21 protein-coding genes and 1 pseudogene are annotated in these 22,160 nt (G+C 66.5%); 12 read left to right on the top strand and 10 right to left on the bottom strand.

Annotation, left to right across the window (positions count from 1 at the left end; genetic code table 11):
- A complete protein-coding gene (locus J2W45_RS09520; RefSeq protein WP_310131145.1) occupies nt 1-609 on the top strand; it encodes a TetR/AcrR family transcriptional regulator in 609 nt (202 codons plus the stop codon).
- Nucleotides 609-1,676 (top strand): NAD(P)H-dependent flavin oxidoreductase, encoded by a 1,068-nt coding sequence (locus J2W45_RS09515; protein ID WP_310131142.1) that lies wholly within the window; start codon nt 609-611, stop codon nt 1,674-1,676. Before J2W45_RS09520 ends, J2W45_RS09515 begins: the two co-directional genes overlap by 1 nt.
- A gap of 227 nt (nt 1,677-1,903) precedes the next feature.
- Here the strand turns inward: J2W45_RS09515 and J2W45_RS09510 are convergent, their stop codons facing one another.
- A complete protein-coding gene (locus J2W45_RS09510; protein ID WP_310131139.1) occupies nt 1,904-2,425 on the bottom strand; it encodes an NUDIX hydrolase in 522 nt (173 codons plus the stop codon).
- Nucleotides 2,426-2,514: 89 nt separating this feature from the next.
- On the opposite strand from J2W45_RS09510, the gene J2W45_RS09505 reads away from it, so the two are divergent.
- The 4 genes from J2W45_RS09505 to J2W45_RS09490 all read left to right on the top strand — a co-directional run bounded on the left by J2W45_RS09505 (nt 2,515) and on the right by J2W45_RS09490 (nt 5,038).
- Nucleotides 2,515-2,988, top strand: coding sequence for a 2'-5' RNA ligase family protein (locus tag J2W45_RS09505; RefSeq protein WP_310131135.1), 474 nt, complete (start codon nt 2,515-2,517; stop codon nt 2,986-2,988).
- An 85-nt stretch (nt 2,989-3,073) separates the two neighbouring features.
- A complete protein-coding gene (locus J2W45_RS09500; protein WP_310131134.1) occupies nt 3,074-3,523 on the top strand; it encodes an NUDIX domain-containing protein in 450 nt (149 codons plus the stop codon).
- Nucleotides 3,524-3,572: 49 nt separating this feature from the next.
- Nucleotides 3,573-4,163, top strand: a complete 591-nt coding sequence (locus tag J2W45_RS09495) for a DUF402 domain-containing protein (protein ID WP_310131132.1) — start codon at nt 3,573-3,575, stop codon at nt 4,161-4,163.
- Nucleotides 4,164-4,423: 260 nt separating this feature from the next.
- Nucleotides 4,424-5,038, top strand: coding sequence for a dihydrofolate reductase family protein (locus J2W45_RS09490; RefSeq protein WP_310131130.1), 615 nt, complete (start codon nt 4,424-4,426; stop codon nt 5,036-5,038).
- A gap of 545 nt (nt 5,039-5,583) precedes the next feature.
- Here the strand turns inward: J2W45_RS09490 and J2W45_RS09485 are convergent.
- From J2W45_RS09485 to J2W45_RS09475, 3 genes are all read right to left on the bottom strand, one after another.
- Nucleotides 5,584-5,973: an MmcQ/YjbR family DNA-binding protein gene (locus J2W45_RS09485; RefSeq protein WP_310131129.1), complete on the bottom strand. Its 390-nt coding sequence runs from the start codon at nt 5,971-5,973 to the stop codon at nt 5,584-5,586.
- A gap of 744 nt (nt 5,974-6,717) precedes the next feature.
- Entirely contained in the window at nt 6,718-7,137 is a 420-nt protein-coding gene (locus J2W45_RS09480; protein ID WP_310131126.1) for a hypothetical protein, read from the bottom strand.
- The gene (locus J2W45_RS09475; RefSeq protein WP_310131122.1) at nt 7,134-14,168 is read right to left on the bottom strand and encodes a PA14 domain-containing protein; all 7,035 of its coding nucleotides are present in this window, start codon (nt 14,166-14,168) and stop codon (nt 7,134-7,136) included. Before J2W45_RS09475 ends, J2W45_RS09480 begins: the two co-directional genes overlap by 4 nt.
- Before the next feature lie 487 nt (nt 14,169-14,655).
- Between J2W45_RS09475 and J2W45_RS18425 the strand changes: the two are divergent.
- Nucleotides 14,656-15,033: pseudogene (locus J2W45_RS18425) on the top strand (GNAT family N-acetyltransferase); the annotation flags it as partial.
- A 92-nt stretch (nt 15,034-15,125) separates the two neighbouring features.
- On the opposite strand, the gene J2W45_RS09470 reads toward J2W45_RS18425, so the two are convergent.
- Together J2W45_RS09470 and J2W45_RS09465 are read right to left on the bottom strand one after the other, a co-directional pair.
- Nucleotides 15,126-15,866: a hypothetical protein gene (locus tag J2W45_RS09470; RefSeq protein ID WP_310131119.1), complete on the bottom strand. Its 741-nt coding sequence runs from the start codon at nt 15,864-15,866 to the stop codon at nt 15,126-15,128.
- A 61-nt stretch (nt 15,867-15,927) separates the two neighbouring features.
- Nucleotides 15,928-16,059, bottom strand: a complete 132-nt coding sequence (locus J2W45_RS09465) for a hypothetical protein (protein WP_310131117.1) — start codon at nt 16,057-16,059, stop codon at nt 15,928-15,930.
- Nucleotides 16,060-16,186: 127 nt separating this feature from the next.
- Between J2W45_RS09465 and J2W45_RS09460 the strand changes: the two genes are divergently transcribed.
- Together J2W45_RS09460 and J2W45_RS09455 are read left to right on the top strand one after the other, a co-directional pair.
- Complete coding sequence (locus tag J2W45_RS09460; protein WP_310131115.1) at nt 16,187-17,197, top strand: alpha/beta fold hydrolase; 1,011 nt, start codon at nt 16,187-16,189, stop codon at nt 17,195-17,197.
- A 79-nt stretch (nt 17,198-17,276) separates the two neighbouring features.
- On the top strand, nt 17,277-17,960 hold the full coding sequence (locus tag J2W45_RS09455) for a class I SAM-dependent methyltransferase (RefSeq protein WP_310131112.1): 684 nt from the start codon (nt 17,277-17,279) through the stop codon (nt 17,958-17,960).
- Between the two features lie 17 nt (nt 17,961-17,977).
- On the opposite strand, the gene J2W45_RS09450 is transcribed toward J2W45_RS09455, so the two are convergent.
- Nucleotides 17,978-18,154 carry a hypothetical protein gene (locus tag J2W45_RS09450; RefSeq protein ID WP_310131110.1) on the bottom strand — a complete coding sequence of 59 codons (177 nt, stop codon included), beginning with the start codon at nt 18,152-18,154 and terminating at the stop codon, nt 17,978-17,980.
- 45 nt (nt 18,155-18,199) lie between these two features.
- Nucleotides 18,200-19,384, bottom strand: coding sequence for a toxic anion resistance protein (locus J2W45_RS09445; RefSeq protein WP_310131107.1), 1,185 nt, complete (start codon nt 19,382-19,384; stop codon nt 18,200-18,202).
- A 146-nt stretch (nt 19,385-19,530) separates the two neighbouring features.
- Between J2W45_RS09445 and J2W45_RS09440 the strand changes: the two genes are divergently transcribed.
- A complete protein-coding gene (locus J2W45_RS09440) occupies nt 19,531-19,797 on the top strand; it encodes a hypothetical protein (protein ID WP_310131104.1) in 267 nt (88 codons plus the stop codon).
- Here J2W45_RS09440 and J2W45_RS09435 read toward each other — a convergent pair.
- The gene (locus tag J2W45_RS09435; RefSeq protein WP_310131102.1) at nt 19,781-20,152 is read right to left on the bottom strand and encodes a DUF2200 domain-containing protein; all 372 of its coding nucleotides are present in this window, start codon (nt 20,150-20,152) and stop codon (nt 19,781-19,783) included. The two genes, J2W45_RS09440 and J2W45_RS09435, sit on opposite strands and share 17 nt — an antisense overlap.
- 83 nt (nt 20,153-20,235) lie before the next feature.
- On the opposite strand from J2W45_RS09435, the gene J2W45_RS09430 reads away from it, so the two are divergent.
- The gene (locus J2W45_RS09430; RefSeq protein ID WP_310131100.1) at nt 20,236-20,601 is read left to right on the top strand and encodes an META domain-containing protein; all 366 of its coding nucleotides are present in this window, start codon (nt 20,236-20,238) and stop codon (nt 20,599-20,601) included.
- A 71-nt stretch (nt 20,602-20,672) separates the two neighbouring features.
- The gene (locus tag J2W45_RS09425; RefSeq protein WP_310131097.1) at nt 20,673-21,152 is read left to right on the top strand and encodes a nucleoside/nucleotide kinase family protein; all 480 of its coding nucleotides are present in this window, start codon (nt 20,673-20,675) and stop codon (nt 21,150-21,152) included.
- A 51-nt stretch (nt 21,153-21,203) separates the two neighbouring features.
- On the opposite strand, the gene J2W45_RS09420 is transcribed toward J2W45_RS09425, so the two are convergent.
- Nucleotides 21,204-22,082 carry a LysR family transcriptional regulator gene (locus J2W45_RS09420; protein ID WP_310131094.1) on the bottom strand — a complete coding sequence of 293 codons (879 nt, stop codon included), beginning with the start codon at nt 22,080-22,082 and terminating at the stop codon, nt 21,204-21,206.
- Nucleotides 22,083-22,160 lie beyond the last annotated feature (78 nt).

Here is a 22,160-nt window from a genome sequence, read left to right as displayed (position 1 = left end):
ATGGGACGGACATCCGACGCGCGGGAGCGCATCCTCACCGCGGGCGCAGACCTTTTCGGCCGCCGCTCATACGCCAGCATCGGGGTCGCGGAGATCTGCGCGGCCGCCGGGGTGCCGAAAGGCAGCTTCTACTACTTCTTCCCCTCCAAGCAGGCGCTCGCCCTCGAGGTGGTCGACCGGCACTGGGAGTGGCAGCGAGGCGAATGGATGCGCATCCTCACCTCCGTGGCTCCCGTCGTCGACCGGCTGCGCGACCTCTTCGTGGCCACCGCGCAGATGCAGAGCGACGCGCTGAAGGGCACGGGCGCGGTGGTCGGCTGCCTGTTCGGCAACCTCGCCCTCGAGCTGAGCACGCAGGACGACCCGGTGCGGGCACGGCTGCAGGAGATCTTCGAGGAGCAGATCGACATCGTGGAGGCGACGCTCCGGGAGGCGGAGGCCGCCGGCGACCTGCACGTCGCCGACGCCCGCGAGTCGGCCAAGGCGATCGTCGCCCAGATCGAGGGCTTGGTGCTGTTCGCCAAGCTCTACAACGATCCCGCGCAGCTCGAGAGCCTGTGGCGGAGCTCGATGATGCTGCTGGGACTGCAGGACGAGGCGGTCGCGTGATGCCGGACCTGCGAGAGCTGCTCGGCATCGAGACACCCGTCGTGCTCGGCCCGTTCGGCGGTCTGTCCTCGGTCGAGCTGACCGCGACGGTGAGCAGCGCGGGCGGCCTCGGGTCGTTCGGCCTGTACGGGCTCGGCCCGGAGCGGATCGCCGCCGTGGCGGCGGAGATCCGGGAACGCACCGACCGGCCGTTCGCGCTCAACCTGTGGCTGCCCTACCAGGGTCCTGGCGAGCGGGCTCCCGGCGACGGCTTCGACCGCGCCGAGTTCGACCGTGCCGTCGCCGACCTCGGCCGGCTGTTCGCCGAGGCCGGCGTCGAGCCCCCGGCGTGGCCCGTCCCCGGCCTCCCGCCGTTCGAAGAGCAGCTGGAGGCCGTGCTCGCCGCCCGCCCGGCCGCCGTCAGCTTCGTGTTCGGCGTGCCGTCGGCCGACGTGGTCGAGCGCGCACACCGTAACGGAGTCCGCGTGATCGGGGCGGCGACCACCGTGCCGGAGGCGCAGGCTCTCGAAGCGGGCGGCGTGGATGCGATCGTCGCGTCGGGTCTGGAGGCCGCGGGGCACCGGCCGTCGTTCCTGGCGGCTCCCGAGGCGAGCCTCGTCGGAAGCATGGCGCTCATCCCGCAGGTCGTCGACGCGGTCTCGGTGCCGGTCATCGCCGCAGGAGGCATCGCCGACCGGCGCGGGGTCGCGGCGGCGTTCGCGCTGGGCGCCGCGGGAGTGCAGGTCGGATCGGCGTTCCTCGCGACCCAGCAGTCGGTCGCACCGCCCGTGCACCGGGAGCGGATGCGCGGCGCGCTCGCCCACGAGACCGTGCTCACGCGCTCGATGAGCGGCCGGCCCGCTCGCGGCCTCCCGAACCGCGCCGTGCGCACGATCGAGGAGAGCGGGACCCGTGCGTCCTTCCCGCTGCAGAACATCCTCACCGGCGTCTTCCGCCGCCGGGCCGCCGAGCTGGGCGACCCCGAACTGCTCTCGCTCTGGATGGGCCAGGCCGCCGGCCTGTCCCGGCACGACGACGCGGTCGACGTCTTCGCCGAGCTCGCGGCGGGAGTGCCGGCCCGGCCGTAGCGTCGCGGCCGCCGCCGCATCCGTCAGGACGGGAGGGTGCAGGTGGCGGAGCGGGTCGGGCGGAACGTGAACCGGTGACCACTGTCGGGGTCGTCGACGCCTCGTGCAGATCGTCCCGAGCGACCGCCTCTCAGGCGCTCCCGCCGGAAGATTGTCCGCGATCTCCGCCAAGTACGTTGTCCGGCTGGCTTATAGGAGACGTGAAGACCGTCCCGCTAGAGGATCCGTCATCGGGCGGCATTCATCGCTGCTGTCGCCTCGGGCCATAGCATTTTGAGGCGCGCGTTCCACGGCAGAGCCATGAGCCGCGCACTGATCCGTCGCTCTACTTCCGTATACGACACCCAGTCGGCTGCCATGACCTCGCTTACTTGAAGGCGCAGCTGGTGATGCGGGGGCGCCGCTGCCACGTAGAAGTCGAGCAACGCGGACTCCTCAATGAAGCGACCAACCAAGGTTAGGTCCGACGGCGGGACCGCGATGCCGGTCTCTTCCTCGAGTTCTCTGCCGGCCGCGAAACGACTAGTCTCACCCGCCAATGCGCTGCCGCCGGGGAACTCCCATCCGCGCTCGAACTCCTTGCCGGGTGCGCGCTGGGTCTGCAGGACCTTTCCGTCGTCCCGAAACACGCAGGTCGCGACGATCAGGTGGTACCTCCCGCCTGGCCAGCCTGGAGCACCCCGTAGAAACACCTCACCCGTCTGAACCCCGGCGGCATCCCGTAGGTCCCACCACTCGCTGTTGTCCACGCAACTATTCTTCTCCCGAGGGTCGCGCACAGAGCACCCTGCACAGGAGAATCCGCCTTCCGGCGTTTCGCGTGCCATAGGGTCGGCTCATGAGGAGCTACGCCGTTGTCGCACTGTTCCATCCGCTCGAAATCGGCGCGACTATCAGTCGCCGAGCATGGCCAGCGCACATCACCCTCGCCTCGAACTTCACCACTGCCTCGACCCCTGACCAGATCATCGAGGTTGTCACCGAAGCCGCCCCAGCGGCTGTACCGCTGAACGTTCGCTTCGGTGAAGAGGCGCTGTTCGGACCGAACCACGATGTGCGAGTCCGGCTCGTGGAGTCTGGACAGGCGGTCAGCGTCCACATGCGACTTACGGATCAGCTCGAATCGCTCCCGGGTTTCGTTCCGGAAGAACCGGCGTACTGGCGAGACGGATACCGCCCGCACCTGACCCTTGGCCCATCAGTGACTGCGACGGAGGGCAACCGCGAAACTGCCAACTCCGTCGCGGTCATTGAAATCCTCGACAGCGATGCCAAGGTCCTCGCCCTTCTGCACCCGCGAGGCGCACGCTGACCGATCCTCCAGCGCTACCTGCGCAGATGGTCGCGGCCCGTAGGACTCCACCACGGAAATGTGCTGCAAAAGCTAGGGTCGAACCATGCCGATGTCGCCCTACGTTCGATCCCTACGCGAACGTGTCGGACATGATCTGTTACTCCTGCCCGGCGTGACGGCCGTGATCCGCGACAGTGATCGTTTCCTCCTAGCACGACAGCGGGACACCGAGCGATGGAGTCTCATCGGCGGCGGTATCGAGCCTGGGGAGACGCCGCACGAGGCCGTCGCTCGGGAAGTCCTCGAAGAACTCGGCGTAACGCCAGGACTCGGCACGATTATCGGTGCTTACGGCGGGCCGCTTCTGGAGACGGTGCATCCCAATGGGGATCGCGTCGCCTATGTCACAACCGCTTTCGAATGTCGCTTACCAAGCTGCGCTCTCACGCTGGAGACCGAGGAGCTGCTTGAGACTGGCTGGTTCACACGCAGCGACGTCGACGGTCTCGTCCGACACGAGTGGATTGACACCGTGCTGAAAGACGCCCACTGAACGATCGGCTATCGGACGCGGCGCAGTCCGAATGTCTTAAGGTAAGGGGATGTTGCCCCCCTTGCGGAGATTCCGGCTAGGAGAACGGATCGCAATTCGCGAGGTCCTGCGTGGACGTGTCTGGACGTCTCGCCCGGTCGTCGTCATCGAAGACACGGCGGCCCAGTTCGTTTCGTACCTCGAACCCGGCACGATCATCGACTACCCCGTCGGCACACAGCACGGGCGCGGTACATTCTCGATGTGGTTGTCGGGTGAATGGGAACTTGGCCCCAAAGAGTTCCACGCGCCGGGAATGCTTCGAATCGCTCCCACCGGGCAACCATTCGAGGTGTTCGCACCCGTCACCGCCGAACTCGGTGTGATGTCGTGGTACGTCAACTTCCAGCAGCCGTTGATCCGTACCCAGCACGGATTCGACACCATGGATGAGACTCTCGACCTACTTGTCTCACCCGACTTCCGCTCGTGGGAGCGAAAGGACCACGACGAGTTGGAGCTGGCTCTCGAGATGGGCGTCTACGAGCAACACGACGCGCAGCGCATCCTCGATTCGTGTGTAGCTGTCGAGAGTGCCCTGGAACACGGCGAAGTGCCATGGGATCGCAAGTGGCGCGATTGGCGTCCTCGGGCCGACTGACCTCTCGACGGCCCATTGCCAAGCGATGGCGGACCGACTGCACGCTGAGGGATCGGCAATTGTCACTCCCGATGCGTGTAACGGATTGACCCTCAACTGGTGAACGCGCGGTTCGACTAATCGGTTCGCAGGCGCAACCGTCTCTGCTCTTCCAGGGACGGCGATGGCGACAGCGTTGCGCTGGACGACGTCGAACATTCGGTTGAAGATGGAGGCGTCGGAGCAAGCCGTCCGGTTGCGGGCCGACGGAAGGAGACGACATGGGCATCATCGCAGCAGACCTCTTCCTCACTCTCGATGGGGTGTATCAGGCACCCGGAGGCCCCGACGAGGACCGCACCGACGGCTTCGCATTCGGCGGCTGGCAGGCACCGTATACGGATGCCGCGACCGGCGCCTCCATCCTGGCGAGCATCGAACGTACCGACGCGCTCCTACTCGGCCGTCGCACCTACGACATCTTCGCCGCATACTGGCCGTTCCAGTCGACCGATGATCCGGTGGCGGCCAAGTTCGCCGCCATTCCGAAGTACGTGGTCTCGCGAACCGTCGAGGATCCGAGTTGGGCGGATACCACTGTGCTGCTGGATGCGGCGGCCGTCGGGCGACTGCGCGACGAGTTCGAAGAGGTGCACCTGTGGGGTAGTGGTGAGCTGCTGCGAAGCCTGCTCGCCGTGGAGCTCGTGGATCGCCTGAACCTGTGGGTGTATCCCATCGCCCTCGGCACGGGCAAGCGCCTGTTCGACACCGGCATGGTGCCGATGTCGTTCCGGCCGGCGCAGCCCGCGCACGTGTCAGATTCGGGGATCATGGCTCTGGTCCTCGAGCCTGCAGGCGAGGTAGAGACGGGCGAAGTAGCGGCCGCGGGGGTGTAGGACTCTTGAGTTGCGAGTCGCCGTCTCGTGATGGAATCCACCGCCCGTCGTCGCCCGCTCACCGATCGTCTTACGGGCCGCGTACAGACTTATGCGGGTCCGGTGAGATCAACATTCACCGCCGCCGCCTGTAGCTGAACGACGCCAAAATCTCCTTCGAGCGTGAACGCCGTTCCCGCCCATTCGAACGAATCGATGTGTCCCCAGTCGCTCTGGCCCGAGCCATCGGTTGCGGCTCGCTGGCCCATTTCTTGCCAAGTTACCGATGTGACACCAATAAATCGGATCGAGCCTCGCGGAAATATGCCCATTCGCCAGCGCGCGGAGGACGCAACTCCGGATGATCTGCTGCATAGCAGAGGTCCACATCAAGTGTCACTACAGCCGGCTGCACTGTGACGGCAAGAACCCAGCTCTCCTCAAGAACATAGGAACTTAGAGCGGGGAGCGTCACATAGGTTTCCACGGTGCGAGGGTACAAGCACGAATTGCTGGTAAGACGATCAAGTTCCCGCCCGGAAGCGGATCCTTGTCTGACCGGTCCTCTAAGCGCCGAGGTTGTCGAACTCTCGCCGCAGATACTTCGGAGCCTGCACCCGCCACGCCTCCGTCACGAGTTCCACAAGATGGTCTTCCTCGATGCCGGCCATTCGGAAGGCGACCTTCGGCTGACCCCAGGGGGTTGTGGTGCGCAGGAACACGTCGGGCGCCATTTCGATAAGAGCCAGCGCGTCCATTCGGTCGGCCACTTTCACCCCGACGACGAGCTCGGCCGCGACTATCTCGCGCATGTCAGCGGGGACGCTCGGCCACGGATGGCACTCCCACGCATACGGCTTGCCGCGAACGAACCACGCAGCACCGCCCGTCGTCGCTCGCTCCTCGCTACCGGGCAACACAGCGGCGGTCCGGCGCAGGTCATTGAGAGTTGCCACGGCTTTGACCGTAATTCGCACCACCGACACAAAGGCACGAGGCAGCAGTTGGCGATCGGCTTGCGAGCGCTCCGCGGGATTTTCGAAGCGGACATATCGGCGGCCGCCGGCCGCGCCATACTGTCCTTGTGGGCGAACGAGGCGAGAAGTTCCTGGATTGGGCGGTCAAGCCACTAGGCCCGAATGGTGGTAAGGATCTGCGGGTTTTCTGGAACACCGTCCCGAACTCGGATGCCCCAGAGGACAACGATTGGTCGCAGAGCGAGCCTGATCCGAAAGCCCCGTAGCCGTCTCTTTCCGCTCGTGGTCTAGTCTCTAGACGCAGGTGCGCAAGCCGATCCTCTTTCGCTCTCTGCGTATCGATCTCAGGGTCGTGCGATGCTCCTCCCATGCATCCAGCACGCGTCGTTGCATTCTGCTTGGTCGGCCTCTCATTCGCCGCGATCATCGCCGGACTGGTTTATGGAGCGATCAGGCCGAGCCCTCAGGATGAAGCTGGCGGGTGGACGATCGGCATCATCGCAGGGATAAGCTCTGTCGGCGCCGCCATTTCCAGTCTCATCTGGTGGCGGTCGCGATAGTCGCCACCTAGTTAGCACGCCGCTAGGGGATCGTTTAGCGGGCGTTGCGTATCCGATGTTGCCGTAGCGCCGTATTCCCAACGGCATGGTCGCAACTTGCCCACGCGCGTCGCCGATAGTATATCTTATGTCAGATTATGGACTGATTCGGGTTGAGGGGATCTCAATTCGAGCGCTTGAGAGACGCCACAATCGCGCGCACTGGCAAGACATCCTCCACCCGTTTATGCTTCCGCGCCCACTCTTCGATCACAGTAAGAGCGCTCAAAGCCTCCAACGTCATGGCGTCATAGGGGTGTTCCGGAACGGATTCCGAAAGTGGGATCTGAATCTCGATTTGTTGCTTTTTTCTCCTGAAGGCCGTGATCTTGGGCTCGGTGAAGTCCGCTGAAAGGATTTCGCCAGGCACGAGGAATACAAAGGACACTGAAAGCGGGCCGCTCATGTCCTCGGAGGCGACTTCTAACGCTTTGGCCCAAGCTCTATACGTTTCAGACCACCTGCGAGCTGAGGGTCGCTGGCCGCCAACGATCGCACCGGCACTCAAGTATTGGTGCTCGCCAGATTCGCTCAGGTCGGTCAAAACGCTCTCCTCCGCCATGAGGACCACGGCTCGCGATTCAGTGGACCGCCGTTGACTTCGACGATCGCTCGCTCCTTCGCTAGCATATCGGCGCGTGAACCCTGGTCGAGAATTGTCAGCTGGCGCCCCTGCATTTCCTTCTGCGTATAGCGCTTGAACGGGTTTTGGGAAATTCCCGTTTTCAGATACTGCCCCTGGCTTGTCTCCAGACGATAAAGATAGGCAGTCTTGGTACTAGCTTTCGAATTGCCGTGCACCGCCGCCTTAGCCGCCGCGGCAGCCATCGATTCGCCCTCCGCCTTCATCGTTCTGGAGAGGGCGGAGAGTTCCGCGGCAGCCGGGTCGTCTGGGAGCGACCCGATCATGCCGACGACTTCAGCGCCGTTGACCGCTACAGTCGCGAGCGCCTCGTCTTGTATGGCTGCTCCGTTTGGTACGCAGGCGGAGCCGCAGCCGAAAGGTGTGATGCTGCGCTGGCCGGTGAGGTCGGAGTGGTTGACCGGGTCGTCGGGAAAGTTGTAGTCGTTGGCGTTTCCGCCGGCCTGGGGGTCGATAGAGAGGAATCGCCCGAGCAGGGGAGCGTATTGTCTTGCTCCCATTTCGATGGTATCGATGCCGTCAAGAGTGAGGAACTGCTTGCCGTACTTTCCGTCGTAGCCGACGGACGTGTTCGGGGTGGTGCTGTTTTGTGGTGCTGCTTGATCGGCGTGTGTGCTTCCGATCACTCCGGTAGCGGGGTCGATGGGGTCCCCAAAGGGGTCATAGAGGGCGACCTTACCCTGTCGAGTTCCGGTTTGGTCAGCGGTGACGATGTCGTGGCCGGAAAGGTCGGGGTAAGACCAGGTCTGCGCGCTCGCGGTGCGGGAGACGGTTGCTCCGCCGAGTAACTCGATCGTCTGCTCTTGCGTTACCCCCGCCTTGGTCAAGGTAAACGCAGGGGTGTCGCTATTTCCCGTGTAGACGTAGTGGAGTTCGGTTGCCGTTGCACCGGCAGGCGTTTGTACTTCTTGAATGATGCGGTTGGCGAAGTCTCGCTGATAGCTGACGGTCGTTCCGTCAGCAAGTGTCGTTTGCGTATGGCGGTTGGAGTCGTCGTAGGTAAGCGCTTCACTGCCGAGTTGCGTTATGTTGCCGTGGCTGTCATAGGCGAGGTTTGCGCTGGTCAACGCTGTCCCGGCGACGATGTCCGGGCTAGTCGGGGCTCCACTGATGGTGTCGCTGGTGAGCCGATCGGCGTTGTCGTAGCAGTAGGTGGTCCCGAATGTGCTAGTAGCGCTTGATGCGCCGGGCGGCGTCAGAATGTCGCCCAAGGATGTCCGGTTGCCGTCCTGTCCGGCGGCGGTGTTCACGCCGCACCCACCTGTCGCGGCGAAACTGTAGCTGAGCTGGTTGTAGGGTACGTTCGCGCTCGTGAGGCGTCCGGCAGCGTCGTAGCCGTATGTGGACGTGTACGCGGTTGATCCGTCGGTGAGGATGTCTTGCACGATGCGGCCCTGTTGGGACAGCACATGGCTGTCTTGGATCGGGTCCCCCGTCGGGAAGGCCCATTGTGCGCTGATACCGGCCCCCGTGGGGTCGTAACCGAACGTGCCGGCGCTGCCGTTCCCGGAACCACCGTTGGCCGACGGGTAGCTGACGCCTGTCAGCGTCCCCGTGGTGTAGGTGGCTTGGGCGATCGGGGCGCCGTCTTCGGAAACGGTCAACGGCGCTCCGTCGTCGCTGTACGTGTAGCCCTCGGTATGGCTGGTGCCGTCAGGGAGAGAGGTTGTCGATGAGGTGGATTGCAGCGCCTGGTTGTAAGCGGTTGTTGTGACGGCGCCCCACGAGTCGACATATCGGATTGTCGGTCCGCTCAGGGCCGTTGTGGTGTAGATCGTGCCGTTTGTGGGCGCTGATGACACGCTCGAGTCTCGCACCCACCCTGTAAGAGGGTCTCCGTTTGTGGTTCCGTTGGTGCCGTCTCCGGTGTAGCCGTAGGTGACTGTTCGGGCGGCCTCGGTTCCGTAAGCGGGGAAAGTCTCGGAGGTAACTCGCCCTCGGGCGTCGTAGGTTGTGCAGGACCAGGTCGTGTCTCCCGGTGCCAGTGTTGCTGCGACTCTTCCCATTGAGTCGTAGATGAACTTAGTTACGGCGGCCACCCCGACCGCAGGAGCGGGTTCTGACACAGATGCAGTCATCCCGTCTTGCGGGGTACCCACCGGCACACCACAGACGGCGGTTGTGATGTTGAGGGCGGCGCCGTACGAGATACTCGGGTTTGTCGCACCGCCGTAGTAGGCGGTAGTGGTCGAGCTTCCGGCTGGCTTCGTGGCAGTTGTCGGACGCAAATAGCCACTACCAGGGTTCTCAGATGTCGACACCGACGCCAGCTTTAGACCGGTTGGGTCAACCGTGTCGGTTGTGTTGGTGCCGAACCACGGAAACGCGTAGCTGGTGGCGGTGCTCTCGGAGGGGACGTTGGGGCTGCTGATCCCGCTTGGCGCAGACTCATCAATACGCGAAGCAGTTTTCAGGCCATACGCGGGCGCGAGGGAGCTGTCGGGGATGTAAACGCTTCCTGCGCCGGGTGCGACCCATGCCAAGCGAAGGGTGGCTGTGGAGGCGGTCGCGTGAGCGTAGACGACTCTGAGACGGGCGATCTGACCGGGGACCGCGCAGTATGTGGTGGAGTAGGTGCCGGTGGAGGGGGCGTTCAGGATCAGAACGTCGTTGAGGTAGATCTGGACGATGTTGTCGGTGTAGGCGCTGATGGTCCAGTTCTGGCACGCACTGCCTGACCCGCCGGTGAAGGTGAGCAGGCCGCTGGCTTGGGCGGACCAGTTGGTGGTTCCCATGCCGGCAACAGGGGCGCCGGACCAGATTTGCTGCGTGTTACCGCCTGCGGTGTTGTAAATCTGTCCGTATCCGGCTGGGGTCCCGGCGAGATTCACGTTGTTGTAGTAGGTGACGGCGAGTCCGGAGAGATTGGTGTCATATCCGGTGGAGGTGTGCGCGATCGCGGTGCCGTTCATGGCTGCGCATGCGCTGATCGAGGCGGGTTGGGGTCCATCAGCCGGGTCGAGTGACCCGTTGGTATCGAGTGAGGTTGGCCCGAACGGTTGGCTCGAGGTGGCGCCGAAGCAGGTGGCGGGTGCGGGACCGTAGTTGTCGGTGGGTCGGTCTTGTGTGTCGTAGACGGTCGAGGTTTCGTGCCCTTGCGGGTCGAGGGTTGCCAGCACGTTGTCGTGGTTGTTCCACAGTGTTCGGGTGGTGAGCCCGGACGCAGTGGTGGCGGAGGTTTTGCGGAGCGCGGCGTCGAAGGTGACTGCGGCTTGGTGTCCCATGCCGCCGGCAGGTGGAGTAAGACCGGCTACGTCGATATAGGAGGTGCCGTCTTGCCCTGGTGTGGCCATGGAGGCGTACGTGTAGGTTTTGCCTGGCGCGGTGACCCCGTCTAGGTGTGGGAGGGTGACGCTGGTGGCGCGGCCTTGATCGTCGTATCCGATGAGTGTTTGCGGGGTTCCGCCGGTGGTGTTGAGGGCGGCCCAGTCGGATCCGGTGGACGTTTGGACCGACGTGAGCAACCCACTAGTGCTGTCATAGCCAAAGAGGGTGAGGGCTCCGCCAGGGTTGAGGACACCGCGGAGGTACCCGTCGGTGCCGTACTCGAGTTGGGTGGTGGTGCCGTCCGGGTAGAGGATCGCGCACATCATCCCGGGGGGCGGGCTCCCCCACCCAGCGCTAGGGGCGGTGCAGACGTTGCCGGTGGTGGTAATTCCTGCTGCGGTTGGGATGTTGAGGTTGGCGTAGGTGTCGCCGTTGTAGGCAAAGTACACGGCCCGCGCGTAGGAGGGCGCGCCGGAGGTGGCGGTGTTGGAGAGCGGGTCCGAAAGGGAGCGCAGCGCATTGTTCAGCGTGGCAGAGTCCACGTAGGCGGGCACAGGGGTGGCGGGTTTGGAGCCGACGTCGACGGCGGGTGTGGCGGAGGAGAGGTGTCCGGCGGCGGTGAACCGGTAGACGGTGTCGTCCTCCCCGGTGAGGGTGAGTGCCCCGGTGCGGTCGGTGGTCAGGGTTGTCTTCTCCCCCGGCGGTGGCGTGTAGCCGCCGGTAGAGGTTTTGGTGAACACGTGGGTCCCGCCGTCGGCGTCGGTGATGGTGACCGAGCCGCCGTTGTTCTTCGCAGCGACGTAGGTGCCGGCGTCACCGGCGATGGGTGCGGATGCCGACCAGCCGGGCGGCAGGGCGTCCGCGGTTTTGGTGAACCAGTTCGCGGGAACGGTCTGACTGGAACCCGCCACGGACGTCTGCTCGACGTAGAGGTTCATCATGGCGGCGCCGTTGTGCTGGTAGTAGTTCACCGTGATGGGCAGCGGCAACGGCACTGGGTTCGCGCCCAGCTTCGCCGTCAGGTTGCTACCCGACCCGGACACCACGAGAGTTTGCGACGCGGCGGTCTCGTACCCGACGGCGGTGTCGCGGTGGTCGGTCCACTTGTCGGTGATGATCGGGGTGTTGTTCAGGCTCAGTTCCGCCCCGTCATCGGAGAGGAAACCGAAATTGTAGGTCCCAGCCGGTGGGGTGATGAAACCGGTCCACTGCGCCTGGAAGTTGGTCGCCGTCACAGCGGTAGAGGGCAGTTCGGAGGCCCAGTTGAATTGCACCGCCGTATCGGTGCGCACCAGCACCGGGTTCGACGGCAGCGATGTGTAAGAGAAGGTGGCAGGGCTGCTCGTGATGTTCCAGTAGGTGCCCTTCAGCCCAGCGTTCGAAGACAGCTGCGAGTCGTAGGAGAGCGAGTACCCCATCGCCCCACCGACCGTGTTCACCGTTGGTGTTGCCACAGTGGTTGACACGTTCCCGTTGGCCAGGTTCACGGTGACGGGTCCGGCAGTGTCGGTCGGTGCCGGCCCAGGAGAGGTGACGCGCCGGTTGATCGTGATTCGCTGGGCCGAGTTGATCCAGTCGTCGTAGCCGTCGTTGACCACGAGCGCCCACGTGTAGGAGCTGTTGTCCTGCAGAATCTGCGCGGGCACTGCCCAGGTCACCACCCCGCTTACCGGAGTGATGATCCCGGAGAGGACAACCTGCCCGGACACCCCGTCACTGCCGGTCGCGACCCGGAACTGATACGCCAGCGCGTGCCCGTTCGTAGCCGTGGCCGTCACCGCTGTCAGTGTGGGTGTGGTCGAGGCAACAATCGATGAATCCGCGGGAGATAACGTCGAACCAGCGGCGATGGTTGGATTTGGTGAGGTCTTCCACGAATAGATGGGCGACACCGCGGTGGCGCCATATTCGTCCTCCACCTCGACTTGCCAGTAGTACACCACCCCCGGGTTCAACACTTTCGGCGGCACCATGATGGTCGCCGAAGATGTCCACCCTGACTGGTACAAAGGCGAGGTCATGTTCGAGTTCGTCGACACCGAATACCAGCGGTTCACCGCCGCCCCACCATTACCGGAGTCCTCGGTGAACGAGGTCGTCAGCGTCGGGGTGGAAGATCCCAGCACGGTGGCCCCGCCTTGCGGGGACGAGGTGGTTGCGGCGAACCCGTTCGGGTCCTGCACGCTCACCTGGGTGGCCGCGATCGTCGGTTTGGATTCGTAAGAGATGAACATCTCCAAACCCAACGACTTATAAGTGTACTGGCCGGCGTACTCCTGCCCGCCCAGCATCAGATAGTTCCCCGAAGAGCGAGCATCGACCCACGCCGAAAGCTGGTTCGCCAAGCCGGCATCCTGCGCGACTCCGGACCCTGAGGAGCCGGCGGAAATCGAAATACCGGACAAATAGCTGCCGACGCCGTTGTACGAAAAAGCGGTCGCATAATCTACGGCGCCGATGGTCGCATTAGTGGTTCCGTCGCCGCCGTACCACTCATCCAACGCGGCACCGATGACGTGGTAGCCGAACAGTTGTTCGTAGTTGAAGTGGGTCACCGTCCGCCAGATCGTGTCCCCACCGGCACGGGAGTTGCCCACGTAGGCGACACCGGTCAAGGAGGTGCCAGTGTTCTCGTACGAGTGCGCGTCGTTCGCGTAACTGGACGCGGTGGAGGGGTCCAGGAACACTGGGTACACCCGGGACGGGTCGTTCAACCAAGCCTGATCGGGGGTCAGGGTGAGTGTCCAGTCGTCACCTCCGGCCGAAGCGACCGTCACGGGGACGTTGACGACCGCGGCTTCGGACTGTCCGGGAATACCGGAGGAGTCCTCCATCGCCGGAATCGGCATCACGAACACCACATGGCCGAGCGCATCCACATAGGTGATGTCGCCGAACTGGTCCTTGCCCAGGGTGAGGCCCGGAGCGTGAACTGTCCACACCCAATCCGTCTGGTCCGTTGGCGGGGACTTAAGGACGACAGTTTCTTTCACCGCGCCCGGCTCGACCTGATACGCCAAATCCTGATTAGGGGCGACACCGTTGTACGCCACCGACGACGACGCCGAGCCGCCAGAGACCGTGCGCTGCTCAGTGGTGGCCTGGGTCGCTTTCACGTCGTTGGCGCCCTGCAACGCGAACGAGATCGTATACCCGGCAGAGGACACCGAGTACTCGCCATCACTCCCACCCGAAGTGCCCGCGAACTGTGGGTCCAACGGGTTATCTGGAACCGTCAAATCCCCCGAGCTCGTTGTGGTCACCGTCGTTTTCACCGGCACCCAGGATCCGTCATCCCGCTGCACGTTCAACGGCTGCGTCGAAAACCGCGCCGTCTTCGTGTTATCCGCATTCCGATAATTCGTCTCGAACTCCGACCGGCTGATCACCGTCGAGGTCGAAGGGTCGTAGTTCCCTGTCCCGGTGTCCGCTGAAGCCGTCGACTGCGTATACGGGGCGGGTGCTGCTGGCGGGGCTGCCTGGTCCGCCTGCACGCCACCGGCAGCGGTGATCGCCGAGCCCGGATGCAGCGTAGGGTTCACGGGCTGGCCCAGCGGCGGCAACGAGGAAGCCGGCTGGGCCGTCTCCGCTGCCGCTGGAGCGGCAAACGACACCGGCACCAATACCGAGGCGGCTAAGGCGACCGCTGCGATCACACTCGTCACGCGCAAAGAAGACCGCAAATCACCCATGCCAGAACGAAGCACGCCCGTACCCCTCGAGACCAAACCAGCACTCCCCACGGCGGCGAGCGTGACCACAAACTAGCCGCTGAGAAAACCCATCCCCTACTGAAAAACCCCTCAGAGAGACGCCCTAGCCGGCGCGAGGACGGGGCCGTCCAACCGGGCCCGTGGACGGCGCCGTTCACCTAAAAGCAGGCGATTACAGCGAATGCCGACTCGTGCAGCGCCGAAAGGCGAGATCCTCTATCGGCACGATGGCCCCACAACTGGGGTGGCCTCTGTGCGTCGAAAGCAGCTGCGCAAACCCTAAGTGGTCCCCCTCCGCTGGTGTCGGCTATCGCCCCCAGTGTGGGGCGAAGGAGGTTCGACTCGTCACCCATGAGGACGCTTCCGCTGTCCTGTCGCTGCTCGGCCAACTCGCGTATTCGAGTACGGAGGTCGCCATCCGGGGAAAGACTCGGACGACCGCGCGAGCTGTTGGGTAGCCGGCGACTACAACCGCATCCTCGGTGTGATCACGGGTCACCTCAGTTGGCACATCGAACTGGACGTCGCTGCGGCGCGACTTACTGCCCTTGCCGTCGATAATCAGTCACGCGGTCGTGGTGTCGCGCGGCTGCATATGCAAACCTTCGAGTATTGGGCAATGGCGCAAGGCGCGGACAAGGCCTCGCTGTCTTCGGGCACGGCGCGCGATGGGGCGCATGCCATGTGTGAGCGTCTAGCGGGCCGCCGGCATCCGGTTCTACCAGGACCTCGGATAACCTCTCGGGCCCCTCCAGGACAAAATAGAAAAGCGATCGCGTATGCCGATCCCCAAGCGGGCGCTCGGGGCGCGTGTTGAAACCCTCAGCGAAGCCCGACTATGGGGCGCCCGGACCCTCTGAACCGTCCCAACCGATGTCGCGAAGCCCTTCGAGGACGGTCGTGCGTTCCCTACGCTCTTGCGCTTGGGCCAATCGACCATGCGCAAGCATCGTCCAACCCGAGGAGCTCATAGAGGCCCTCCAGTTCCCGCGGGGCGAGGTCAGCCAGAACCAATGGGAACTTCCGGTCGGGACTCGCATAGCTCTGCTGAGCCAGCAGCAGGAGCAAGTCAGCCTCGGTCTCTCGCTGTTCCATCAACAGCACGCCCGTTCTCGACATCGAGGAACCGACAAGCAACGAAGCCCGGACCACGGGGTCGGGGTCGGTCGCGAGCGCGATCTCGATCGCCAGCGGAAGACTCTCCTCTCCCGCAAGGTGCCAGCGCTGAGACTGATCGCCCTGAATCGCGGTGAGCATGTCGGGATGAACTCCGAGCCGGGCCTCGCCGCGAGCAGGTGGCAGGACAGACGCTGTCGGAGCGGATTCGTCCGTCCGAGCAGTAGGGAAACCGACTCCCGCGTACGCCATATGCGCGATCGGGAGGAACTGCAGCGCCTCGTGGAGGGCAGTGGCGGTCTCCTGCACCGCCGGCGCCGTCACGTCTGCTGCCGCGGCTTGGAGAGCATCGGAGTAGCGGCTGAGCGCGGTCCGTTGTTGCTCGATGGCCGCGACGAACATCGCGTGGCCCTTCTCGCCGCCGACCACTGCCGGGTCGACGTGCACGGTTACGGCAGCGGGATCCTGTAGCTCACCTCGCCGCGTGCCGTCACCGGACATGGTGACGTAGAAGCTTTGCTCATCGTCGGTCATGGTGCGACATTACCGGCACGCCACAGCGACGGCGCCACGTCATCGATCGCTGCGCCGACTGTCAGGTGTAGAAGGCGCACCACCAGAACCGGTGGAACGCGGCACAGCACACGTCGATCGCCAGGGCGAGCGGGATGGACGCGAGCAGCCAGTACCCGTGGCGCGGCCGCGTGGCGGCGCTGCCTGCGCGCACCTGTCCTCCCGTCTCCTCGCTGTCAGGAGTCTAGATGCGGACGGGTTCGCGGCGGCGGAGCTCGCGGCGGGAGTGCCCGCCCGGCGGTAGCGTCGCGTCCGTCGCCGCCGACGGCCACAATGGACGCGTGCAGCAGCGCCTCTCCCGGGTCACGACGGCCGACGGCTCCGCGATCGCCGTGGCCACCGTCGGCGAGGGGTGGCCGGTGGTCTACGTCTCCGGCTGGCTCAGTCACCTGGAGCGCGGGTGGGAGCTGCCGGAGGAGCGCGCGTTCCTGGAGGGCCTCGCCGCGGGATGCCGCCTGGTCCGGTACGACCGGGCCGGATGCGGTCTCTCGGACCCGACCTCGCGTCCGCCGTCGCTGGAGTACGAGCTCGAGCAGCTCGCCGCGGTCGTGGCGGAGCTGGGCGACGAACCGTTCGACCTGATCGGCGCCTCCCTCGGCGCGCCGGTGGCCGTGGCGTGGGCGGCCGCGCATCCCGGGACGGTCCGGCGGCTGGTGCTGTACGGCGGGTGGGCCTCGGGGCCGCTCATCTCGCCCGCGAGCGCGCGGGAGCACATCCTGGGCCTCGTCGCGTCCCACTGGGGACTCGGGTCCGACGTGCTCACCGACATCTTCGCGCCCGACGCGCCCGCATCCGCCCGCGCGGCGTTCGGGCGGTACCAGCGGGAGTCGTCCAGCGCCGCGACCGCCCGTGCGCTGCTGGAGCTGAGCTACGCGCTCGATGTCAGCCCGCTCCTGCCCGAGGTCGCGGTGCCGACCCTCGTCGTGCACCGGGCCGACGATCGGGCGGCGCCCCTCGCGCAGGCGGAGGCGCTCCGCGACGGGATCCCGGACGCCCGGCTCGCCGTCCTGCCCGGGCGGTCGCACCTCCCGTGGGCCGGCGACGGGCCCGCACTGGTCGCGACCATCCGCCGCTTCCTCGGCCTCCGCGTCGCGCGGACGCCGGCCGGGACGCTCACACCGCGGCAGCAGGAGGTCGCCGCGCTGGTGGGGGAGGGACGCACGAACCGCGAGATCGCCGAACGCCTCGGCATCGACGAGCGGTCGGCCGAGGGGCACGTCGAGCGCATCCGCCTGCGGCTCGGCTTCCGCTCGCGGGCGCAGATCGCGGCCTGGTACGCGGAACGGCGCTGACTGGGGTAGTTCCCCGCCTGCCCGCGGGCCCCGCGGCGAGCAGGCTGGCGTCATCGATCCGCGACGACAGGAGCAACCGATGACCGAGACGCCGACACGCCCCGAGACGCCGACACGCACCGAGGCGACGCAGGAGTTCCCGCAGCACCGCCTCCGCGGGCCCTTCAACTCCGCGTTCTTCCACGCGATGGGCCCGTACCTGGACTCCGCACTCCACCCGCACAAGGAGCGGGTGTTCGCGGACCTGCCGGGCGACGTGGTCGAGATCGGGTCCGGGGTCGGCGCGAACCTGCCCTACCTCCCGGCGGGCGCGACGCTCATCGCCCTCGAGCCCAACCGCGCCATGCACGACCGCTTGAGGGCGGCGGCGGCCGGGCACGGCATCCGCCTCGACCTTCGCGAGCGGATGGCGGAGCGGACCGGCCTGCCGGACGGGGGCGCGGACACCGTCATCTCCTCGCTCGTGCTGTGCTCCGTGGCCGACCCGGATGCGGCGCTCGCCGAGGTCCGCCGCATCCTCCGCCCGGGCGGCACGTTCCGCTTCGTGGAGCACGTGGTTGCGCCGCAGGGCACGCCGACGCGAGCGGCCCAGCGGGCGTTCCGGCGCCCGTGGGGGTGGACCTTCGAGGGATGCTCGTGCGAGCGCGACCTTGAGGGCGCCGTGCGCCGGGCCGGCTTCGCGGACGTGCAGGTCGAGCACTACCGGCTGCACACCCCGTTCCTGCCGTTCAACACGCAGATCGCGGGGATCGCCCGCGCCTGACGGGGCGGGTGAGCGGCTCAGTAGTCCTCGCGCCGGTCCTGCTCGGCGGCGACGACGGGCTCGGCCTCGGCGAGCTCCTGGAGGGTGGTGCGCAGCTGGTGCGTCAGCCACTCCTTCGAGACCTCTTCGTCGCCTCCCGAGATCTCGTCGAGCTGGGCGAGCCGTTCGGCGGCGGAACCGTGCAGGTGGTCCATGGTGACCTCCGGGTGAGTGGATGGTGTGGAGCGGACGGCCGCAGCCTACGGCGCGCGGGTCCCCTCCGGGCGCGATTTGCGGAGATATTCGCGGGAGCGGGCGACCTGCTGCTCGAGCGCATCCACCGTCCTCGCCATGTTCTTCACGGCGCCGTCGCGGTAGGTCTCGATGCTGTCCATCGTGGCGAAGACGTTGTCGAACGCCCGCTGGAGCACCTCGACGTCGACGGCCGTGGACGTCTGCTCCTTCTGGATCTGCTCGGTCTGGCGGCGCAGGACGTCACCGGTCCGGTCGATCAGGGAGTTCGTGCTGTCGTGCAGCGCGCCGAGCTGGTCGATGACCATGCGCTGGTTCTCCAGCGCCTGTGCGACCACGACCGCCGTCCGCAAGGCGGATACCGTCGTCGTCTTGGCGCGCTCGACACCCTTCACCAGCTCGACGTTGTTCTTCTTGATGACGTCGAGGGCCAGGTACGCCTGCACCGAGACCGCGATCTGGGCGGTCAGGTCCTGGCGGCGCTGGCGGATGGGGAACAGCGCCTCCTTCTCGAGCCGCGTGGCGCGGTCGGGGTCTGTGACCCGGAGCTCGGAGGCCTTGTCGACGGTCGCCCGGTCGAGCGCACCGGCGAGCACGACGTACTCGTTCAGCCGCTCGGTGGTCTTCCAGAGGGCGGCGCGCTCCTCCTCGATCTCGACGTTGTCGCGGCGCAGCCACTCCTGGCCGTGGTCCAGGGAGGCGACGATCCCGTCGAGCTGCTTCTGGGCGGACTCGAACCGCTGCACGTACTGGCGGAGGCGCCGGCCGCCCGGAACCCGGGACAGCATCCGGTAGCGTCCGGTCAGGTACTCCGGGTCGAAGTCGCTCACCGTCGCGCGCAACTCCTGCAGGGTGCGCAGCACGCCGTATTGCGGATCGGTGCGGACCGCCTTGCCGCGCGCTGCGGCGAGGGAGGCGGCCGGGCGGCTCAGCATCCGGCGGGAGGCGTCCCCCGACTCGCGCATCTCGGCGACGCCCAGGCTCGAGAACCCGGTGATCTTGCGGCGGAACGCGTCGCTGTCGGGGTCGGCGGCGGCGAGCTCGTCGATCCACTCCTTCGCGCGCGACCGGAGTTCGGCCTCGCGCTCGGACGACAGGTGGACCATGGTCACGGCCTGCTCCTCCGGGATCTCGGGTACGGCGTCCGGCGGGCGGAGGCCCTCGTCGGACGCGCTGGTGGCAGCGCTGCTCATGCCGGGATTGTGCTCCCTCGGGCTGGGATTTGTAAGGGAGAACTTCACCTCGGCGACGGGATGCTCCCAGATGGTGTGTTGCCGGGCCGTCACCCCCGGGTGCATCATGCGGGCGACAGCGCTGCACCGAGGGGGTTGGGGGAACGATGGCCGAGCCGACGTTCCTCGCGCTCTTCCTCTTCCCCGAGGAGGATCGTGATCCGTTCAGCATCCGGCTGCCGGTGATCTCCGACCGGCCGGCGGAGATGCTGCGCGCCTCCACCACGTTCGAGGGCGTACGCGCGGTCGACGTCTTCCGCCTGGCGGACGCGAGCTCCTGGCCGGAGGCGGCCGCCTACCTCTACCAGGAGACGGTTCCCGGGACCGTGCGCGACGACGCGTCGGTCGAGCAGGTGCTCACGCCGGACGACTGACGGGCTGCCCCCGCAGGATCGACGACATCTTCTTGCCGCCCGCCACCTCGTCGACGAGCTTGTCGAGGTAGCGGATCCTCTGCATCCGCGGGTCCTCGATGTCCTCCACCCGCACGCCGCAGATGACGCCGGTGATGAGGGAGGCGTCGGGGTTCATGCGCGGGGCCTCGGCGAAGAACGTCTGCAGGTCGACCCCGCGTTCGATGGCGGCGTCGAGGCCGGCGCGATCGTACCCGGTCAGCCAGGTGATGACCGTGTCGAGGTCCTCGGTGCTGCGGCCCTTGCGCTCCACCTTCGCCACGTACAGCGGGTAGATGCGGGCGAAGCTCATGCCGAAGAGACGCTCCTGTGCCATGTCCCCACGGTAGCCGCCGGACGGCTTCGGCGCACCCGGTACTGCCTTTCGCGCGCGGGCGGCGGGGCGTAGCGTCCGGCGCCATGGAGAGCACACGGAGAGCGGGAGCGGCGGCCATCGTGGTCGCGCTGCTGATGCTGACGGGATGCACGCCGCAGCCGAGCAGCGACGTCCCGGGCAAGTGGGGGAGCACCGATCCCGGTGAGCCCAACCTGATCATCGACTCCGACGGCTCCTACACCGGGTCGGACGGCTGCAACACGATGTCGGGCAAGGGCACGATCTCGGGCACGACGATCGAGCTGGGCACGGTCGCGACGACCCAGAAGGCGTGCGCCGACGTCGACACGTGGATGTCGACGGCCGAGAGCGGCAAGGCCGACGGGAACACGATGATCGTCTACGACTCGTCGGGGAAGAAGATCGGGACGCTCCAGCGGAACGACTGATCCGCGCACCGGTGCCGGAATGCCGGGTGGGCGCGTAGCGTTCCCACCAGCGAACGGCCGGAAGGAGCACCATGACCGACACCCAGCCCGGGACCGCCCAGCGGGAGTTCTTCGCGGAGGTGGCGGCGGAGTTCCTGCAGCACTACCGGCGAGGCCCGCGGTTCCTCGCGGTGACCGGAGTGCCCGAGAGCGACCCCGGCCGGGTGGCCGACGCGCTCGCCGCGGCGCTGCGCGACGCCGGCCAGGAGGCCGAGCGCGCCGATGTGACCGAGGGGACGACCGCCGACGCTTTCCGAGCGGATGTCGTCGCCCCCTTCCGTGAGCGCGACGCTGTGCTCGTCGTGGCGGGGCGGGGACTGCTCGGCCCCGACTTCCGCGGCTTCTGGAACTTCTCGCTCTGGGTCGAGCACGACCCGGAGCGCAGCCCCGACTGGTCGTTCGTCACGACCGGCCAGAAGGACCCGCTCGGCGCCCCGCGTGAAGTGGCGTCCGTGCTGCTCGACGACACCGACCCCGAGCGGCCGCGCCGGCTCTGGGCCGACTCCTGCTGACGCTCGGCCACCGCTGACGCGAGGCCGTCGCCGACGCGCGACCGTCGCCGATCACTCGGCGAGCGAGTCGAGCTCCTCGTGCACGAAGCGCGCGAACTGCTCGGCGGCGGCCGACTGCGAGCGGCTGCGGTTGCGGGCGAGGCCGATGATGCGGCGCGCCTCGTCGCGCAGCGGCACGGCGACGATGCCGGGCTCCACCGGGGTGTCCGGGATGAGCGCCACGCCCACCGCATCCCGCACCAGGCCGCGCAGCGTCGACAGCTCGGTGACCTCGATCACCGGGTTCATGACCACGCCGTGCGCCGAGAAGTAGGCGTCCGCGATGTGCCGAAGGCCGGAGCCGGTCCGCAGCGCCACGAGGTCGTACGGTTCGAGGTCGGGCACGCTCACGGCGTCCCGCCCCGCGAGCGGATGGCCCTCCGGCACCCCGAGCACGAGGCGCTCGGCGGTGAGCGGCTTCCACTCGATCTCCGGGTCGCGCGGGTCGGGGCTGAGGAAGGCGAGGTCCGCCGCACCGTCGCGGAGCGCATCCAGCACCGTGTCCGCCGTGCCGCCGCGCAGCACGAAGCGGATGTCCGGGAACAGCCCGCGGTACTCGCTGATGACCCGGGGGATGAGCCACCCGCCGAACGAGGACACGTAGGCGAGGGAGACGGTTCCGCCGGACGGGTCGCGGAGCGCCTCGATGCGGGCGCGCGCGTTCTCGAGCTCGGACTCGGCGCGGACCGCGTGCGCGAGCAGGATCTCGCCGTACTGGTTGAGCTCCAGGTGGCCGCGGCGGCGGTCGAACAGCTCGACGCCCATCTCCTGCTCCAGCCGGGCGAGGGACCGCGTCAACGTGGACTGCGAGACGCCGAGGGTCTCGGCGGCGAGGGCGGGATGCCCCTCCGCGGCCAAGGCCCGGAAGTGGGCGATCTCGTCGATCCGCATGCCTCTCATCATGGCGCATCCGCCGTCGCCCCCGTGCGGTGCTCAAATGAGCGGTCTACCCCTCAATGAGTTTTCTGT

Origin of the sequence: Leifsonia shinshuensis (assembly GCF_031456835.1) — a bacterium.
GTDB classification, from domain to species: Bacteria; Actinomycetota; Actinomycetes; order Actinomycetales; family Microbacteriaceae; genus Leifsonia; species Leifsonia shinshuensis_C.
The sequence above is the reverse complement of the archived record's forward strand: the minus strand, read 5'-3'. Positions and strand labels throughout refer to the sequence as shown.